The organism is Microbispora sp. H11081, assembly GCF_012999535.1.
In the GTDB taxonomy this organism is placed as follows: domain Bacteria; phylum Actinomycetota; class Actinomycetes; order Streptosporangiales; family Streptosporangiaceae; genus Microbispora.
In genome coordinates, this window is record NZ_JABBWV010000001.1 from 809,197 (window position 1) to 828,067 (window position 18,871).

General features: G+C 72.2%; 12 protein-coding genes. 10 read left to right on the top strand and 2 right to left on the bottom strand.

Annotation, left to right across the window (positions count from 1 at the left end; translation table 11 throughout):
• The first annotated feature begins 12 nt into the window (after positions 1-12).
• From lgt to HHX31_RS03645, 3 genes are read left to right on the top strand one after another with little or no spacing between them, the layout of a single operon-like run.
• On the top strand, positions 13-1,023 hold the full coding sequence (lgt, locus tag HHX31_RS03635) for a prolipoprotein diacylglyceryl transferase (protein ID WP_169944946.1): 1,011 nt from the start codon (positions 13-15) through the stop codon (positions 1,021-1,023).
• On the top strand, positions 1,020-1,739 hold the full coding sequence (locus HHX31_RS03640; RefSeq protein ID WP_169944948.1) for a VIT1/CCC1 transporter family protein: 720 nt from the start codon (positions 1,020-1,022) through the stop codon (positions 1,737-1,739). The genes lgt and HHX31_RS03640 overlap by 4 nt, the downstream gene beginning before the upstream one ends.
• Positions 1,736-2,641, top strand: coding sequence for a hypothetical protein (locus HHX31_RS03645; protein WP_169944950.1), 906 nt, complete (start codon positions 1,736-1,738; stop codon positions 2,639-2,641). The genes HHX31_RS03640 and HHX31_RS03645 overlap by 4 nt, the downstream gene beginning before the upstream one ends.
• Here the strand turns inward: HHX31_RS03645 and HHX31_RS03650 are convergent.
• Positions 2,630-4,186, bottom strand: coding sequence for a bis-aminopropyl spermidine synthase family protein (locus HHX31_RS03650; RefSeq protein WP_169944952.1), 1,557 nt, complete (start codon positions 4,184-4,186; stop codon positions 2,630-2,632). The two genes, HHX31_RS03645 and HHX31_RS03650, sit on opposite strands and share 12 nt — an antisense overlap.
• Positions 4,187-4,342: 156 nt before the next feature.
• On the opposite strand from HHX31_RS03650, the gene gltB reads away from it, so the two are divergent.
• The 4 genes from gltB (at position 4,343) to HHX31_RS03670 (ending at position 12,709) form a co-directional block, all read left to right on the top strand.
• Positions 4,343-8,884, top strand: coding sequence for a glutamate synthase large subunit (gene gltB, locus HHX31_RS03655; protein ID WP_169944954.1), 4,542 nt, complete (start codon positions 4,343-4,345; stop codon positions 8,882-8,884).
• A 13-nt stretch (positions 8,885-8,897) separates the two neighbouring features.
• Positions 8,898-10,382, top strand: coding sequence for a glutamate synthase subunit beta (locus HHX31_RS03660; RefSeq protein WP_169944956.1), 1,485 nt, complete (start codon positions 8,898-8,900; stop codon positions 10,380-10,382).
• 198 nt (positions 10,383-10,580) lie between these two features.
• Complete coding sequence (locus tag HHX31_RS03665) at positions 10,581-12,206, top strand: S8 family serine peptidase (RefSeq protein ID WP_249345358.1); 1,626 nt, start codon at positions 10,581-10,583, stop codon at positions 12,204-12,206.
• Between the two features lie 86 nt (positions 12,207-12,292).
• On the top strand, positions 12,293-12,709 hold the full coding sequence (locus HHX31_RS03670; RefSeq protein ID WP_169944958.1) for a DUF2784 domain-containing protein: 417 nt from the start codon (positions 12,293-12,295) through the stop codon (positions 12,707-12,709).
• On the opposite strand, the gene HHX31_RS03675 is transcribed toward HHX31_RS03670, so the two are convergent.
• Positions 12,630-13,328 (bottom strand): hypothetical protein, encoded by a 699-nt coding sequence (locus HHX31_RS03675; RefSeq protein WP_169944960.1) that lies wholly within the window; start codon positions 13,326-13,328, stop codon positions 12,630-12,632. The two genes, HHX31_RS03670 and HHX31_RS03675, sit on opposite strands and share 80 nt — an antisense overlap.
• A gap of 263 nt (positions 13,329-13,591) precedes the next feature.
• Between HHX31_RS03675 and pyk the strand changes: the two genes are divergently transcribed.
• The 3 genes from pyk to HHX31_RS03690 all read left to right on the top strand — a co-directional run bounded on the left by pyk (position 13,592) and on the right by HHX31_RS03690 (position 18,786).
• On the top strand, positions 13,592-15,022 hold the full coding sequence (gene pyk, locus HHX31_RS03680) for a pyruvate kinase (RefSeq protein WP_169944962.1): 1,431 nt from the start codon (positions 13,592-13,594) through the stop codon (positions 15,020-15,022).
• 129 nt (positions 15,023-15,151) lie between these two features.
• Complete coding sequence (locus HHX31_RS03685) at positions 15,152-16,957, top strand: ABC transporter ATP-binding protein (RefSeq protein ID WP_169944964.1); 1,806 nt, start codon at positions 15,152-15,154, stop codon at positions 16,955-16,957.
• Positions 16,954-18,786, top strand: coding sequence for an ABC transporter ATP-binding protein (locus HHX31_RS03690; protein ID WP_169944973.1), 1,833 nt, complete (start codon positions 16,954-16,956; stop codon positions 18,784-18,786). The genes HHX31_RS03685 and HHX31_RS03690 overlap by 4 nt, the downstream gene beginning before the upstream one ends.
• Positions 18,787-18,871: the final 85 nt, after the last annotated feature.

Consider the following 18,871-nt stretch of genomic DNA (forward strand, 5'->3'; position numbering starts at 1 on the left):
ACGTCACGTTACATGCCCCTCCTCGCCTCGATTCCCAGCCCTTCGCAAGGGGTCTGGAATCTCGGACCGATCCCGATCCGCGCGTACGCGCTGTGCATCGTGCTCGGTGTCATCGTCGCCGTATGGATCGGCGAACGCCGCTGGCGCGCCCGTGGCGGCGCCCCCGGGACGATCACCGACCTCGCAGTCTGGGCCGTGCCGTTCGGCCTCGTCGGCGGGCGCCTCTACCACGTCATCACCGACTGGCAGATCTACTTCGGCCCGGACGCGCCGAAGCGGCCGATCGACGCCCTGTTCATCTGGGAGGGCGGCCTCGGCATCTGGGGCGCGATCGCCCTCGGCGCCCTCGGTGTGTGGATCGCCTGCCGCCGGAGCGGCATCTCCTTCACCGCCGTCGCCGACACCCTCGCCCCCGGTGTGGCCGTGGCCCAGGCCATCGGCCGGTGGGGCAACTACTTCAACCAGGAGCTGTTCGGCGGCCCCACCGACCTGCCGTGGGGCCTGGAGATCGAGCCGGGCCGCCCGGGCACCATCCCCGGCGAGACCACCTACCACCCGGCGTTCCTGTACGAGTCGCTGTGGGACCTCGCGCTCGCCGTGGTGCTGATCCTGGCCGCCCGCCGGTTCGCCCTGCGGCACGGCCGGGTGTTCGCGCTGTACGTGGCGGGCTACACGCTCGGCCGGTTCTGGATCGAAGGGCTGCGGGTGGACCCCGCCCACCACATCCTCGGCCTGCGGCTGAACCAGTGGACCTCGGTCGTCATCTTCCTGTGCGCGCTCGCGTACCTGTGGCTGGCCCGTAAGCGCACGGACGAGGAGCCGCTGAACGGGCCGGCGGGTGACGTGGGCGGGGGCGACGCCGACCCCGCGCACGGACGGGACCAGGCCGACGAGCCCGAGCTCCTGCGCGACGAGACGCGGGACGAGACACTGGACGGCGGCCCGCCGGACGGCAAGGAGACGGCCACCGCGGGCGCCGCGAGCGACGCGGGGACGGCGGAGGGGGAGGCCGACCGGCGATGACGGAGGCCACGACGGGGGCGCGGGCCGAGATCCACCACCAGCACCGGGACGTCAACGGCGGCTGGTTACGCCCGGCGGTCTTCGGCGCGATGGACGGTCTGGTCTCCAACTTCGCTTTGATCGCCGGGGTCGCCGGCGGCACCGCGGAGACCAAAATCATCGCGCTCGCGGGCATCGCCGGCCTGGCCGCCGGGGCGTTCTCCATGGCGGGCGGCGAGTACGTGTCGGTCGCCAGCCAGCGGGAGCTGGCGCAGGCCGAGATCGCCGTCGAGCGCCGGGAGCTGGAGCGGCATCCGGAGGCCGAGGAGGCCGAGCTCGCCCGGATGTACGAACGCCGGGGCGTGGACCCGGAGACCGCCAGGGAGGTGGCCAGGCAGATCTCCCGGAACCCCGAGGAGGCCCTGGCCGTCCACACGCGGGCGGAGCTCGGCGTGGAGCCCGGCGACCTGCCCTCGCCCGTGCTGGCCGCCGTGTCGTCGTTCGTGTCGTTCAGCCTGGGCGCGCTGATCCCGCTCCTGCCGTACCTGCTGGGCGTGCGGGGGCTGTGGGTCTCCGCCGTGGTGTCGATGGTGGCGCTGTTCGCCGCCGGCGCGGTCGTCTCCCGGGTGACGGCCCGCAGCTGGTGGTTCAGCGGCCTGCGCCAGCTCGTGGTGGGGGCCGTGGCGGCGGCGCTGACCTGGGGTCTGGGCTCGCTGATTGGAACAGGCGGTCTATGACGAGGCGCAAGCGCCGGTCGGGCCCGCCCGCCGAGGGCTGGACCGGGTCCACCCTCAGCGAGTTGGGGCTGGACGACCGGCAGCAGCGTGTGTTCGTGTGGTCCGTCGTCGCCGCGGGGGTCCTGGCGATCGCCCTGGTGCTGACGCTGACCGTCAACGCGATCGGCGCGCCGCCGCCGCAGCCGGCGCTGTCGGGTGGCGGCCTGGTCGGGGAGGGACTGCCCGGGTCCTTCGAGACCTGGCCGTCGCCGAAGGAGCTGGCACCGGTCGAGGACCGCAAGGCCGACGCCGCGCCGCTGACCGCACAGGAGGTGTTCGGGGCGCGGACGCTGACCGCGGGGAAGATCACCCTGCGCAGGCTCGCCAGCCGCCTGGACCAGTCCTGCGCCGGCGCGGTGTGGGGCGCCGACCTCGCCGACGCCCTGGCGGAGGCGGGATGCGTGCAGGCCGTACGCGGGCTGTACGCGACGGCCGACGGCGTGTACATCGCGCAGTACACCCTGTTCAACCTCGCGGACGTCGCGGCGGCGGACGCGCTGGCGAAGTCGCTCGCCTCGCTCTACCGGGGCGCCTGGGTGCAGCCGCTGGAGTCCTCCCGCGCGAAGTTCGGCGCCTACAGCGAGGCGAACGCCTACGTACTCGGCCACTACCTCGGGGTGGCCTGGGTCGGCAGGACCGACGGCGCGGAGCCGGGGGAACGGGACGACTTCATCATGCTCGGCCTGGCCGTGCGGGAGGCGGAGAAGTCGGTCTTCCGCCGCGTGGTCAAGGTCGCGGGCGTGCCGTCGGACCCCGCCCGTCCGCCCGGCCCGGCCGACACCGCCCAGCCCGCGGAGGAGCCGCCCACCGACCCCGGCGCGTCTGCGGCGGTCTCCGCCCCGCCGTCCCCGTCATCCGGCTGACGGAGGGCCGGACGTCGCGGCGGCCGGCGCCGGCATCCCGGCGAGGCGGTGGAGCGGAAGCTCCAGCGGGGTGGCGTCGAGGGCCCAGGGCGCGGCCTCCTCGACTGCCGCCCTGGCCTGCCGCTTGGTGAGGCCCGCCGTATCGGTCAGCGCCTCCCGCCAGGTGTTGGCGACCTTGCCGTGCGCGCTGTCCATGATCTTGCGTACCACCCGCTCGGGGCCGCTCGCGGGCGGCGCGAGCCGTACGGCGTCGAGCACGTGGCCCTCGGCGGTGAGGGTGTAGACGGGGGCCAGCAGCGCGGCCAGCGCGGGCAGGTCCGCGACCGGGGCCGCGGTGAGCACGCGCACGTGCCTGGCGCGGGTCGCGAGCAGCAGGCGGGGCAGCGCCGCCTCCAGCCCGGCGGGCACGGCGATCGCCACCCGATCGGGGTCGGTGGCGTACGGCTTGGCCAGCAGGGTGGCGAGCCGGGTGCGCGGCGCCTGCGGCAGCAGGCCGCGCGGCCAGTCGCCGGCGAGCAGGTCGGGGCCGAACGCGGTCACGGCCGCCTCGTCCGGCGGCGCCGCCGGGGCGGACTCGACGGACTGCGGGCCCTGCGTGTAGATGGCCGTGGCGAGGCGGTCGAGCCGGGCGGCGATCGCCGGCCACGTCTTCGTGGTGGGGCGCAGCACGTACAGGTCGGCCGCGCTGCCGATCGCCTCCGCGCCGTGATACCGGTTGAAGTGCGGGAAGATCGCCTCGCTCAGCAGGTTGAGGTCGAGCAGGGCCTTCTGCACCTTGAGCGCGAGCATCGGGGTGCGCTCAGAGGCGCCGTACGCCACGAGGATCCGTCCATGGTCGCGGTCGCGCAGGCCTTCGGCGGCGCGGGCGGCGAACAGCCCGATCCCCTCCGGGGTGTACGGCGGGTCGGTGATCGCGAGGTCGGCCCAGCCGCGCAGCGACGGCGGCAGGCCGAGGCGCAGGTCGGCCCAGCGGGTGCGCACCCCGAGGTCCTGGGTGTCGATGTACTCCAGGATGCGGTCGTCGACGTCGGCCACGGCGACCTCGGCCTCGGGGTGGATCATCCGCACGGCCAGTGAGGTGAGGTCGTGGTCGCCGACGCACAGCAGGCGGGCGCCGGGCAGCCAGAACCGCCGCCCGAGCAGGAGGGCGCGGCGCAGCACGGTCTCCGCGGTCGCGGAGACGTGGTCGAGCGCGTACCGTCCCCTGGGTGCCCCGGCGATCAGCGCCTCCAGGCGTTCGAGGGTGTCCTTGTGTGCCGTGACCATCCCGGAGACCGGATCCTGGAGACCGGAAATAGCCGTATCAATCCCGACGTTGTAGCGATTGACCTGATCGAGGGGAATACGGACGCGGTCGCCGCTGTGCTCAAGGGGGAGCGCCCGCAACAGCGACTCGATCGTCCGCCGTGACGTCGCGGTCTCCCTGACCAGGTCGGGCAAGGTCCACCAGCGGCCGCAGGACAGGAGCGCCAGCGCTCCGCGCAGTCGGAGACCGTCCACGCCGGCCTCCGCGAGCAGTTCGTCGATCGCCTCATGACCACCCATGCGCAAACCATATCCACGGCGCTGACCTGTGAAGGTTCGCGAAGCGGACCTGGGGGGCACTATTCCGGCAGCGTGTTGTAATCTCTAAAGCACTCAACCGCAGCAGGGCCAGCGTCGTCCCTCTGTTCCACGCAGATTGACGACGGGAGTGACTACATGCCTGCTGCCCGCCTTGGCCTTCCCGGAGGTCTCCCCGAGCCCCAGGGACTCTACGACCCCGGATTCGAGCACGACGCCTGTGGCGTAGCCATGGTGGCCGATGTCGCGGGCCGCCGCAGCTACGACATCGTCGCCAAGGCGCTGACCGCGCTCCGCAACCTCGACCACCGGGGTGCCAGCGGCAGCGAGCCGGACACCGGCGACGGTGCGGGCATCCTCACCCAGATCCCCGACGCGTTCTTCCGCGCCGTCGTGGCCGATCTCGGCTGGCACCAGGAGCTGCCGCCCGAGGGCGCGTACGCCGCGGGCACCGCCTTCCTGCCGCTGGACGAGCAGGCCAGGGGGATCGCGGTCGGCCTCATCGAGCAGATCGCCGCCGAGGAGGGCGTGACCGTCCTCGGCTGGCGCGACCTGCCGGTGGACCGCGACCTGCCCGGCGCCACCGCCCGCGCGGTCATGCCGCACTTCGCCCAGCTGTTCGTGACCTCGCCGGGCGGCGAGACCGGCGTCGACCTCGACCGGCTCGTGTTCGCGTTCCGCAAGAGGGCCGAGCACGAGGCGGACGTCTACTTCTCCTCGCTGTCCTCGCGGACGATCGTCTACAAGGGCATGCTGACCTCGCTGCAGGTCGAGCCGTTCTTCGCCGACCTCGCCGACCCGCGCTACGTCAGCGCCATCGCGCTGGTCCACTCGCGCTTCTCGACCAACACCTTCCCCTCCTGGCCGCTGGCCCACCCGTACCGGTACGTCGCGCACAACGGCGAGATCAACACCGTGCGCGGCAACCGCAACTGGATGCGCGCCCGCGAGGCCATGCTCGCCACCGGCCTCATCCCCGGTGACATGCGGCGGCTGTTCCCGATCTGCGACCCCGACGGCTCCGACACCGCCTCGTTCGACGAGACGCTTGAGCTGCTGCACCTCGGCGGCCGGTCGCTGCCGCACGCCGTGCTGATGATGATCCCTGAGGCGTGGGAGAACCACACGGAGATGGACCCGGCCCGCCGGGCCTTCTACGAGTTCCACTCCACCCTCATGGAGGCGTGGGACGGCCCCGCGTCCATCACCTTCTCCGACGGCACACTGGTCGGCGCGGTCCTCGACCGCAACGGCCTGCGTCCCGGCCGGTTCTGGGTGACCGACGACGGCCTGGTCGTGCTCGCCTCCGAGGCGGGCGTGCTGTCCGACATCCCGCAGGAGAAGGTCGTCCGCAAGGGCCGCCTGCAGCCGGGCCGCATGTTCCTGGTGGACACCGCGCGCGGCCGGATCATCGAGGACGACGAGATCAAGGCCGAGCTCGCCGCCGCCGAGCCGTACGGCGAGTGGCTGCACGCGGGCCTGGTCCGCTTCGAGGAGCTGCCCGAGCGCGAGCACGAGCACCCGACCCACGAGGCGCTGGTCAGGCGGCAGCAGACCTTCGGCTACACCGAGGAGGAGCTGCGGGTCATCCTCACGCCGATGGCCAGGAACGGCGCCGAGCCGATCGGCTCGATGGGCACCGACAGCCCGGTGGCGGTGCTGAGCGAGAAGCCGCGGCTGCTGTTCGACTACTTCAGCCAGCTGTTCGCGCAGGTCACCAACCCGCCGCTGGACGCCATCCGCGAGGAGCTCGTCACCTCGCTGCAGTCGACGATCGGCCCGGAGAGCAACCTGCTCGACCCCGGCCCCGCGTCCTGCCGCCGGCTCGTGCTGCCCTACCCGGTGATCGACAACGACGAGCTCGCCAAGATCGTCCACATCAACGACGAGGGCGCGCTGCCGGGCTTCCAGCCGTACGTCGTGTCCGGCCTGTTCGACGCGGCAGGCGGCGGCGAGGCGCTGGTGCGGCGGCTGGAGGAGATCCGCGCCGAGGTCTCCCGTGCCATCGAGGACGGCGCGCGGATCATCGTGCTGTCCGACCGCGGGTCCTCCCGCGAGCGGGCGCCGATCCCGTCGCTGCTGCTCACCGGAGCGGTGCACCACCACCTCATCAGGGAGAAGTCCCGCACCCGCGTCGGCCTCGTGATCGAGACCGGCGAGGCCCGCGAGTGCCACCACATGGCCCTGCTCATCGGGTACGGCGCGAGCGCGATCAACCCCTACCTCGCCCTTGAGACGGTCGAGGACATGATCGCGACCGGCGCGCTCGACCTGGACCCGCGCAAGGCCGTGCGCAACCTGATCAAGGCGTACGGCAAGGGCGTGCTGAAGGTCATGTCCAAGATGGGCGTGTCCACGGTCGCCTCCTACACCGGCGCGCAGATCTTCGAGGCGCTCGGCCTCGGCGCCGAGGTCATCGACCAGTGCTTCACCGGCACCACCTCGCGCCTCGGCGGCGTCGGCTTCGACGTGCTCGCCACGGAGGCGCTCGAGCGGCACGCGCGGGCCTACCCCCGCGCGGAGAACCCGCACCGGCGGCTGGAGGTCGGCGGCGAGTACCAGTGGCGCCGCGAGGGCGAGCCGCACCTGTTCAACCCGACCACCGTCTTCAAGCTGCAGCACTCCACCCGCACCCGGCGGTACGAGATCTTCAAGGAGTACACGTCCCTCGTGGACGGGCAGTCCGAGAAGCTCATGACGCTGCGCGGCCTGTTCCGGCTGCGCCCCGCCGGCGCGCCCGTGCCGATCGACGAGGTCGAGCCGGTCGAGTCGATCGTGAAGCGGTTCTCCACCGGCGCCATGTCGTACGGCTCCATCTCGATGGAGGCGCACGAGACGCTGGCCATCGCGATGAACCGGCTCGGCGCCAAGTCGAACACCGGCGAGGGCGGCGAGGACCCCGAGCGGCTGTACGACCCGGAGCGGCGCAGCGCGATCAAGCAGGTGGCCTCCGGCCGCTTCGGCGTGACCAGTGAGTATCTGGTCAACGCCGACGACCTGCAGATCAAGATGGCGCAGGGCGCCAAGCCCGGCGAGGGCGGCCAGCTGCCCGGCCACAAGGTGTACCCGTGGATCGCCAAGACCCGGCACTCCACGCCCGGCGTCGGCCTCATCTCGCCGCCGCCGCACCACGACATCTACTCGATCGAGGACCTGGCCCAGCTCATCCACGACCTGAAGAACTCCAACCCGCGCGCCCGCGTTCACGTGAAGCTGGTCGCGGAGGTCGGGGTCGGGACCGTGGCGGCGGGCGTCAGCAAGGCCCACGCCGACGTCGTGCTGATCTCCGGCCACGACGGCGGCACGGGCGCCTCCCCGCTGACCTCGATCAAGCACGCGGGCGCCCCCTGGGAGCTCGGCCTGGCCGAGACCCAGCAGACGCTGCTGCTCAACGGGCTGCGCGACCGCATCGTCGTGCAGGCCGACGGCCAGCTCAAGACCGGCCGCGACGTGATCATCGCGGCGCTGCTGGGCGCCGAGGAGTACGGCTTCGCCACCGCTCCGCTGGTGGTGTCCGGCTGCGTCATGATGCGGGTCTGCCACCTCGACACCTGCCCGGTGGGCGTGGCCACGCAGAACCCCGAGCTGCGCAAGCGGTTCACCGGCAAGCCCGAGTTCGTGGTGAACTTCTTCGAGTTCGTCGCCCAGGAGGTGCGCGAGTACCTCGCCGAGCTCGGCTACCGCTCGCTGGACGAGGTGATCGGGCGGGCCGACCTGCTCGACACGACCCAGGCGGTCGAGCACTGGAAGGCCGCCGGGCTCGACCTGTCGCCGATCCTGCACCGGCCGGAGCTGCCCGAGGGCACCCCGCGCCGCAAGGTCGTCGAGCAGGACCACGGGCTCGACAAGGCGCTGGACAACACCCTGATCCAGCTCGCCGAGGGCGCGCTGAACCTCGGTGAGCCGGTGACGCTCGAACTGCCCATCCGCAACGTCAACCGCACGGTCGGCACCATGCTGGGCCACGAGGTCACCAAGCGGTACGGCGGCGAGGGCCTGCCGGACAACACGATCGACGTGTCGTTCACCGGATCGGCCGGCAACTCGTTCGGCGCGTTCGTGCCGCGCGGCGTCACGCTGCGGCTGACCGGCGACGCCAACGACTACCTGGGCAAGGGCCTGTCGGGCGGCCGCCTCGTCGTCCGCCCGCATCCCGACGCCCCGTTCGAGGCCGAGACGCAGGTCATCTCCGGCAACGTCGGCCTGTACGGCGCGACGTCCGGCGAGGTCTTCGTCCGCGGCATCGTGGGCGAGCGGTTCTGCGTCCGCAACTCCGGCGCGACCGCCGTCGTCGAGGGCGTGGGCGACCACGGCTGCGAGTACATGACCGGCGGCCGGGTCGTCGTCCTCGGCTCGACCGGCCGCAACTTCGCCGCCGGCATGTCGGGCGGCGTCGCGTACGTGCTCGACCTGCGGCCGGAGCGGGTCAACCGCGAGATGGTCGAGCTGGAGGCGCTGGACGCCGAGGACGCCGAGCTCCTGCGGGAGATCGTCGACAGGCACTTCGCCGAGACCGGGTCGACCGTGGCGAAGGCGCTGATCGCCGACTGGGACGCCGCGCTCGGCCGGTTCTCGAAGGTCATGCCGTCGGACTACAAGCGGGTCCTGCTGGCGCGGGCCGCCGCCGAGGCCGAGGGCCGCGACATCGACGAGGCGGTCATGGCCGCCGCACACGGATAAGGGGGGTACACCGATGGCTGACCCGAAGGGGTTCCTGACACACGGGCGCGAGCTGCCGGCGCGCCGCCCGGTCGACGTCCGCATCCGCGACTGGCGCGAGGTCTACGAGGACTTCCCCAAGCCCGCGCTCACCAAGCAGGCGGCCCGCTGCATGGACTGCGGCATCCCGTTCTGCCACAACGGCTGCCCGCTCGGGAACCTCATCCCCGAGTGGAACGACCTCGTCTACCGCGACGACTGGCGTGAGGCGATCGAGCGGCTGCACGCGACCAACAACTTCCCCGAGTTCACCGGCCGCCTGTGCCCCGCGCCGTGCGAGTCGGCGTGCGTGCTCGGCATCAACTCCGACCCCGTCGCCATCAAGCGGGTCGAGGTCGAGATCGTCGACCGCGCCTTCGCCGAGGGCTGGGTCACGCCGCAGCCGCCCGCCGCCACGACGGGCCGCAAGGTCGCGGTCGTCGGATCGGGCCCGGCCGGCCTCGCCGCCGCGCAGCAGCTCACCCGGGCCGGGCACGACGTGGTCGTGTTCGAGCGGGCAGACCGGATCGGCGGGCTGCTCCGCTACGGCATTCCCGAGTTCAAGATGGAGAAGCGGCATATCGACCGCCGCCTCGCCCAGATGGCGGCCGAGGGCACCGAGTTCCGCACCGGCGTCGACGTCGGGGTGGACATCACGGTGGCGCAGCTGCGCGAGGAGTTCGACGCGGTCGTGCTGGCGGGCGGCGCCACGGCATGGCGCGACCTGCCGGTGCCCGGCCGTGACCTGAAGGGCGTCTACCAGGCGATGGAGTATCTCCCGCCGGCCAACAAGGCGCAGGAGGGCGACTACGCGGAGTCACCGATCTCGGCGAAGGGCAAGCACGTCGTCGTCATCGGCGGCGGTGACACCGGCGCCGACTGCATCGGCACGGCGATCCGGCAGGGCGCGCTTTCCGTCACCCAGCTGGAGATCATGCCGAGGCCGCCGGCGACCCGTCCCGGCAGCCAGCCGTGGCCGACGTACCCGATGCTGTTCAAGATGGAGAGCGCGCACGAGGAGCTGGAGGCGGGGGCGGGCGACCGCGTGTACGCGGTGTCCACCCGGGAGTTCGCCGGCGACGACGAGGGCAACGTGCGAGCGCTGCGGCTGGTCGAGGTCGAGGGGCCCGCGTCGGGCTTCCGGCCGATCCCCGGCACCGAGCGGGAGATCCCGGCCGACCTGGTCACGCTCGCGATGGGCTTCCTCGGCCCGGAGAAGGGCCCGCTGCTGAACGACCTCGCGGCGCTGTCCGGCGACCCGGAGTCGTTCTTCGACGCCCGGGGTAATGTGGCGAGGAACGCGTCGTACGAGACGTCGGTCGAGGGCGTGTTCGCGGCAGGGGACATGGGCCGGGGCCAGTCGCTGATCGTGTGGGCGATCGCCGAGGGCCGGTCGGCGGCCGCGGCGGTCGACCGCTTCCTGAGCGGGCGGACCGTCCTGCCCGTGGCCATCCCGCCGACGGCGCGGCCCCTGGTCTGAGACGCGATCCGGCAGCCGTGGTCCCAGGGGACCGGACCACGGCTGCCGGTTCCAGGCCGGGCCGGCCGATCACCGAGGGGATAAAACGGGCATATCCCAGTTCGGTGGCCGTGGTTTGCCAGAGCACGCGGCTGCCGGGAGGATGCTGAGCCCGGATCGAGGGGCCCCGGCGCCGGGGCCCGCTATCGAGGAGGATCGTTGCGCACACGGGGGCGGCTCGCCGGGGCCATCATGTCCATCACTCTGCTCGGCGGGCTGGCGGCCGCGGGCCTGCCGGGGACGGCGGCCGCGTCCGAGCCCTCGCAGGACTACCTGGTCTTCTACACCGACGGCGGCCGGGCCGCCGCGCAGCGGGCTGCCGAGGCGGCCGGGGGCGTCGTGCGGAGCGCGAACGACAAGCTCGGATATCTCGTCGTCCGCGCGTCCGACCCCGTGAAGCTCGGCGCGGACTCGTCGGTGGTCGGCGTCACGCTCGACCGTCCCGTCGGCAGGAGCGCGGGCGCGCCCGTGTCCGGCGGCGCGCCGGCCGCGATGCGGGCAGGGCGCGCGCCCGGCGGCGACCCGCTGTCGGCACGCCAGTGGGACATGAAGATGATCGGCGCCACGCCCACCGGGTCGTACGCCAAGGCCAGGGGCAGCCACAAGGTGCTCGTGGGCGTCATCGACACCGGCGTCGACGGCAAGCACCCCGACATCGCGCCCAACTTCAACCGGGCGCTGAGCCGCAACTTCGTGATCGACCAGCCCAACGACGACAACGGCAAGAAGCTCGACGGGCCCTGCGAGCACAAGACCTGCAAGGACCCGGCCGACGTCGACGACGACGGCCACGGCACCCACGTCGCGAGCACGATCGGCTCGCCGATCAACGGCATCGGCGTCAGCGGGGTCGCGCCCGACGTCTCGCTGGTCAACCTCCGCGCCGGCACCGACTCGGGCTTCTTCTTCCTCAAGCCCACCATGGACGCCCTGCAGTACGCCGCCGACGTCGGCGTCGACGTGGTCAACATGAGCTTCTACGTCGACCCCTGGACGTTCAACTGCGCGAACAACCCGAGCGACACGCCCAGGGAGCGGCTGGAGCAGCGGGGGATCCTGGAGGGGATGCGCAGGGCGGTCAAGTACGCACGGGCGCACGACGTCACGCTGGTCACGGCCATCGGCAACGCCGGCGGCGACCTCGGCAAGCCGAAGAACGACACCTCCAGCCCGGACTTCCCGCCGGGGGCGGAGAAGAAGCGGCCCATCGACAACAGCTGCCTCAACGTCCCCGCCGAGCTCGACGGCGTCATCTCGGTCTCCTCGGTCGGCCCGAGCGGGCGTAAGGCGGGCTACTCCGACTACGGCGTCGAGCAGACCGACATCGCCGCGCCGGGCGGCGACATGTTCGACGGCGGCACCGATCTCAAGGGAGTGGCCAGGGAGATCCTGGCCGCCGCCCCCGAGAACGCCCTGCGCGCCAAGGGCCTCCTCGACTCCTCGGGCAAGCCGAAGACGTCCTCGGTGATCCGCGACTGCCAGGGCGGGAAGTGCGCCTACTACCAGTACATGGAGGGCACGTCCATGGCCGCGCCGCACGTCACCGGCGTGGCGGCGCTGATCATCGGCCGGTTCGGCAAGCCGGGCAAGGGCGGCCTCCAGATGGACCCCGCGCAGGTGGAGCGCCTGCTGTACGCGACGGCGATCCCCAAGGGGTGCCCCTCGCCGCGGACCTTCAGCTACAGCACCGGCGACAGCCATGTATGCGAGGGGCCGTCGGCCAAGAACGGCTTCTTCGGCCACGGCCTGGTCGACGCCGCCCGGGCCGCCACCGTCGCGGGCTGAGCCCGGCTGAGTACGCGCCTGAGTAGCCCGCCGGATGTCCCGGCGGGCCTCGGCGGCCTACCCTCCTTCACGGAGGAGGGCAGACCATGATCTACCAGCTCGTCTGGCAGGCCACGATGGTGGCGCATTTCCTCGTCATCGCCTACATCGCCCTGGGCGGCCTCCTCGCGTGGTGGCGGCCCCGGCTGATCTGGCCGCACCTCGCGCTGTGCGCCTGGGGGGTGGTGCAGCTCGCCGGGCTCGTGGAGTGCCCGCTGACCGCGCTGGAGAACTGGGGGCGGGCGGCGGCGGGGGAGCGCGGCCTGCTGGCCGGCGGCTTCATCGACACCTACATCGAGGGCGTCGTCTACCCGCAGGCGTACGTCACGCACGTGCGGCTGGCCGTGATCGCCGTCGTGCTCGCCTCGTGGGCCGGTCTCGCCGTCAGGAGCCGCCGACGCCGCACACGTCCTGGGCGTACGACAGGAACGTCCGCTGCACCGCGTCCGGAGGCGTCGCGATGAGGTAGCGCCTCTCGCCGCCGCCGACGATCCCGTAGACGGGGAACAGGTAGGCCTTCTTGGCCTCGGCGAAGGCGTGCCAGTCGCAGCGCATCGGGGTGACCTCCACAGGGATCTCCAGCCGCGTGGCGTCCGCCGCGAGCACCGCCACCGGCCTGCGCTCGCCGGAGCGGGGGAACATCGTGTAGTGCGTGGTGGCGCCGAGGTCGTCGATCGTGACCGGCTCGGATCCGCCCTTCCTCGAGACGAGTAGGCTGCCGTGGAGCGCCCGGCCCACCCGCGTCCACTCGTCCCCGAACGTCACGTCCACCGACTGGCGCAGGATGTACGCCCCGCACTCGGCCTTGACCAGGCCCTCCAGCGTGGGATCGGGATGCCGGACCGGGAACTCCACCTTCCGCGGCGGCTCCTCGCCGACCTGGACGCGCGCGACCACCGTGGCCGGCTGGACCGGGGGGATCGTCGCCGGGTCGCAGCGCGCCTCGCCGTACGGGATCCGCAGGTCCGTGCGCGGCGTCCTGCCGAGGGTGGTGTCCATGGGGGTCGGCGGGAGCGTCGCGAACGAGCCGGTGACCAGCTGGACGTCCAGGAAGCGCACCCGCGTGTTGGTGTCGTTGCGCACCGAGACCTCCAGCGAGTGGGAGGCCTCGTCGCTGCGCCATTGGTTCAGCGATACCGAAACACCGGTCGGCGGGGTGGTCGATTCGGTACCCTGGCCTCCGCACGCGGCCAAGGTGAGCAGCGCCGTTATTGTGCCACAGGCCCGGGTACGTCCCATGGCTGCCAAGGCTAGGGCACGCGGATGATCTCGTGAAGTGTCTGAACATTTGGCGACAGCTGTGTGCGCCGTCATTGCAAGTGGTCTGTACCAATTAGGGTAGTGCTGTGAGTCGTCGAGCAAAGATCGTCTGTACCCTCGGGCCCGCCACCTCCTCGCCGGAGCGCCTACGCGAGCTCATCAAGGCGGGCATGAACGTGGCCCGCTTCAACCTCTCGCACGGTAGCCACGAGCTGCACAAGGAGGTGTTCGACCGGGTCAGAGCCGCCGCCGACGAGCTGGGCTGTGCCGTCGGCGTCCTCGCGGACCTGCAGGGCCCCAAGATCCGTGTCGGCCGTTTCGCCTCCGGTCCCGTGCGGCTCGGCTTCGGCGACGTCTTCACGATCACGACAGAGGACGTCCCCGGCGACCGGGACACCGTCTCCACCACGTACGAGGGCCTCCCGGGCGACGTCAAGCCCGGTGACACGATCCTCGTGGACGACGGCCGGCTGAACCTCGAGGTGACCGCGGTCGAAGGGCCGCGCGTCGTCACCCGCGTCGTCATCGGCGGCATGATCTCGGACAACAAGGGCCTGAACCTCCCCGGTGTCGCCGTCAGCGCGCCCGCGATGACGGAGAAGGACGAGGAGGACCTGCGCTGGGCGCTGCGCACCGGCTTCGACATGATCGCCCTGTCGTTCGTCCGGTCGCCCGACGACGCCGCGCTCGTCCACGCGATCATGGAGCAGGAGGGCGTCAGGCTCCCGCTCCTCGCCAAGATCGAGAAGCCGCAGGCCGTCGACTGCCTCGAGGAGATCGTGGACGCCTTCGACGGCGTCATGGTCGCCCGCGGCGACCTCGGCGTCGAGCTTCCGCTCGAGCAGGTGCCGATCGTCCAGCGCCGCATCATCGAGCTGTGCCGGGAGAAGGCCCACCCCGTCATCGTGGCCACCCAGATGCTCGACTCGATGATGAGCGCCCCCCGGCCCACCCGCGCCGAGGCGTCCGACGTGGCGTACGCGGTGATGGACGGCGCGGACGCGGTGATGCTGTCCGGCGAGACCTCGGTCGGCACCTACCCCATCGAGTCGGTCTCGACGATGCACCGCATCGCGGTCGCCGCGGAGGGCACCACCCTGCAGGCCACCCACACGCTGGACCGGCTGCCGGAGACCACCGGCGGCGCCATCGCCCGCGCCGCGGCCGAGGTCGGCGCGGTCGTCAACGCGAAGGCCCTGGTGGCGTTCACGATGTCCGGCGAGACCGCCAGGCGCCTGGCCCGCTACCGCTCGCCGATCCCGCTGCTGGCGTTCACCTCCAACCCGCTGGTGCGCGGCCAGCTCGCGCTGACGTGGGGCGTGGAGACGTTCGAGGTGCCGTTCGTCCACCACACCGACGACATGGTCCGCCAGGTGGAGGCCTCGCTGCTGTCGCTCGGCGTCTGCGAGAAGGGCGACAAGATCGTCATCGTGGCCGGCTCGCCCCCCGGCAACCACGGCTCCACCAACTCCCTGCGCGTCCACACCATCGGCTCGGCGGTGGCACACCCGCGCTGAGGCGGCTCCGCCGGGTTGTGACACCCGGCCGCGGGCGAAACCCCCTTGAAGGGCGGCGCCCTCCGACGGAGCATGGCAGGAGCGAGTCGTCCTGTCCTGTCAGACGCCGGAGGAGCGCTGCGCCCGTTGATGGACTCCCCACAGGAACAGGCACAGGAGCAGGCACAGGCTCGGGGGCCCGGTGCCCGCCGGTCCTCGTGGGGCTCGCTGTGGCGGTTGCGGTCCTATCTGCGGCCGTACGCGCGCAGCCTGGTGGTGTCCTGGGTCGCGGCGCTGTTCGGTATCGCGGCGGGCACGGTGATCCCGCTCGTCGGCAAGGAGATCATCGACGGTCCCGTCGCCCACGGGGACCGCGGCGGGCTGGTCCCGCTCGGGCTGCTGGCCCTCGGCCTCGGCGTCGCCGAGGCGGTCCTCACGTTCGTCCGCCGGTGGTCGCAGGCCGGGCCGGTGCTCGGCCTGGAGACCGCCATCCGCGACGACCTCTACCGGCACCTGCAGCGGCTGCCGATGAGCTTCCACGACCGGTGGCAGTCGGGCCAGCTCCTGTCCAGGGCGACGAGCGACCTGTCGACGATCCGCCGGTTCCTCGGCTTCGGCGTGCTGTTCCTGATCATGAACATCCTGCAGCTCACCGCGGTCACCGTGGTGCTCCTGCGGATGTACTGGCCGCTCGGCCTGCTCGTCGCCGGCTCCGCCGTCCCTGTCGTGGTCCTGTCGCTGCGGTTCGAGCGGCGCTACATCGTCATCTCCCGGCAGGTGCAGGACCAGCAGGGCGACCTCGCCACGCTGGTCGAGGAGTCGGCCGTGGGCATCCGCACGGTCAAGGCGTTCGGCCGGCGCGAGCACGTCTTCGCGAACTTCGCCTCCGCCGCGCGTGAGATCCGACGTACGTCGCTGGCGAAGGTGCGGCTTGCCTCGCGGTTCTTCACCTTCCTTGAGGTCGTGCCGAATGTCACGCTCGCCCTGGTGCTGCTGCTCGGCGCGATCGCGGTGGGCGCCGGCGCGCTGACGCTGGGCACGCTGGTCGCCTTCACCACGCTGGTCCTCCAGCTCGTCTGGCCCGTCGCCTCGCTCGGATACATCCTCGCCATGGGCCAGGAGGCGATGACCTCGGCCGACCGGGTGGTCGAGGTGCTCGACACCGTGCCCGAGATCAGCGGCGGCCCGGCCGTCATCGAGCGCCCGCGCGGTCACGTGCGCTTCGAGGGCGTGGAGTTCCGCTTCCCGGGGGCCGCCCGTCCGGTGCTGCGCGACGTGTGGCTGGAGGTGCGGCCGGGGGAGACCGTCGCCCTCGTGGGGGCGACAGGATCGGGGAAGACGACGCTGACCGCGCTCGTGCCCCGCCTGCTCGACGTCACCGCCGGGCGCGTCACGATCGACGGGTGCGACGTGCGGGACCTGTCGCTGGCGTCGCTGCGCTCCGTCGTCGCCACCGCGTTCGAGGAGCCCACGCTCTTCTCCATGAGCGTGCGCGAGAACGTCACGCTCGGCCACGGGCACGCCTCGGAGGAGGAGATCAGGCAGGCCCTGGAGATCGCGCAGGCGACGTTCGCCTACGACCTGCCGTGGGGCCTCGACACCCGGATAGGCGAGCAGGGCATGTCGCTGTCGGGTGGTCAGCGGCAGCGGCTCGCGCTGGCCAGGGCCGTGCTCGGCCGGCCGAGGGTGCTCGTGCTCGACGACACCCTGTCGGCGCTCGACGTGGAGACCGAGGCGCTGGTCGAGGAGGCGCTGCGCCGGGTGCTCGCGGAGGCCACCGGCATCGTCGTGGCGCACCGCGCCTCCACGGTGCTGCTCGCCGACCGGGTGGCGCTGCTGCGCGACGGCACCGTCACCCACGTCGGCCGCCACGGCGACCTGCTGTCCGGCGTGCCGGAGTATCGCGAACTGCTCGCCCAGGACGCCGACCTCGACCCCGAGGGATCGATGCGATGACCCGCGAGGCGGAGAACACGTGGCGGGGGGTGGCCGCGGAGGACAGGGACGAGATCTCCGAGCGCGTCTCCGTGCTGCTGCGCACCCGGTCGCGCCGGCTGCTCGCCGACCTGCTGCGCCCGCACCGCCGGGCGATCGCCGTGCTCACGGCGGTCATCGTGGCGTCCAACGCGGCCGGCCTGGCCCTGCCGTACCTGGTGAAGGAGGGCATCGACGACGGCATCCCGCCCATGCTGCGGGGGCAGGGCGCGGGCACGCTGCTCGCGATCGTCGGCGCGCTGCTGGCCGGCGCGCTCACGCAGGCCTTCACCCGGCAGGCGTTCCTGCAGATGTCGGGCAGGATCGGGCAGGACATCCTGCTGGAGCTGCGCCGCCGGGTCTTCGACCACTTCCAGCGGCTGTCGCTGCCGTTCCACGAGAAGTACACCTCGGGGCGGGTCATCTCCCGGCTCACCTCCGACGTGGACGCCATCGCGGAACTGCTCGACTCCGGTTTCGACGGCCTCGTCACCGCCGTGCTCACCCTGTGCGGCACCGCGGTCATGCTGCTCGTGCTCGACGTGCGCCTCGGTCTGGTGGCGCTGCTGCCGCTGCCCGTCCTGCTGCTGTTCACCCGGTGGTTCCGCCGCCAGTCGAGCGTGACCTACCGCCGTACGCGGGAGGCGGTCGCGCTGGTCATCGTCCACTTCGTGGAGTCGATGACCGGGATCCGCGCGGTGCAGGCGTTCCGGCGGGAGCAGCGCAACCAGGAGATCTTCGAGCGGCTCAACGCGGACTATCGCGCCGCCAACACGCGCGGCATGCGCCTGGTCGCCGTGTTCATGCCCGGCGTCAAGCTGATCGGCAACGTCACGGTCGCCGCCGTCCTGCTGTACGGCGGCCTGCTCGCGCTGCACGGCACGGTCACGGTCGGCGTGCTCGCCGCGTTCCTGCTCTACCTGCGCCAGTTCTACGAGCCGATGCAGGAGATTTCGCAGTTCTACAACGCCCTGCAGTCGGCCGGGGCGGCGCTGGAGAAGCTGTCGGGCGTGCTGGAGGAACGGCCGTCGGTGGCCGAGCCGCGCCGCCCGGCGCCGCTGCCGCGCGCCGCCGGGGCGTTGCGCTTCGAGGGCGTCAGGTTCGCCTACGGCGACGGCCCGCCGGTGCTGCCGCTGCTCGACCTGGAGATCCCCGCCGGGCAGACCGTGGCCGTCGTCGGCACCACGGGCGCGGGCAAGACCACCCTGGCCAAGCTCGTGGCCCGGTTCCACGACCCGGTCGCCGGGCGGGTGCTGCTCGACGGCGTCGACCTGCGCGACCTCGACGAGGACACCCTGCGCCGCCACGTGGTGATGGTCACCCAGGAGAATTACCTGTTCAGCGGGACGATCGCGGACAACGTGCGGTTCGGGCGGCCCGGCGCGCCGGACGCGGAGATCGAGCGGGCCGCGGAGGCGATCGGCGCGCACACGTTCGTTTCCGCGCTTCCCGGCCGGTTCGAGACGCAGGTCGGCAAGCGCGGCGGGCGGATGTCGGCGGGGCAGCGGCAGTTGGTGGCGTTCGCCCGGGCGTTCCTCGCCGACCCCGCCGTGCTGATCCTGGACGAGGCGACCTCCAGTCTCGACGTGCCGAGCGAGCGGCTCGTGCAGCGGGCGCTGCGGACGATCCTCGCCGACCGGACCGCGCTGATCATCGCGCACCGCCTGTCGACCGTGGAGATCGCCGACCGGGTGCTCGTCATGGAGCACGGCCGGATCGTCGAGGACGGCCCGCCCGGCCGCCTCATCGCCGGAGCCGGGAGGTTCGCCCGCCTCCACCACGCCTGGCTCAACAGCCTCACCCCGCCGTGATCTTGTAGTTTGTCGCACGCATACCCTTTGACCTGGGCCTCAGCGCTCCGTGATCTTGCAGTGATGTGTGGCATCCGCGCTGTGA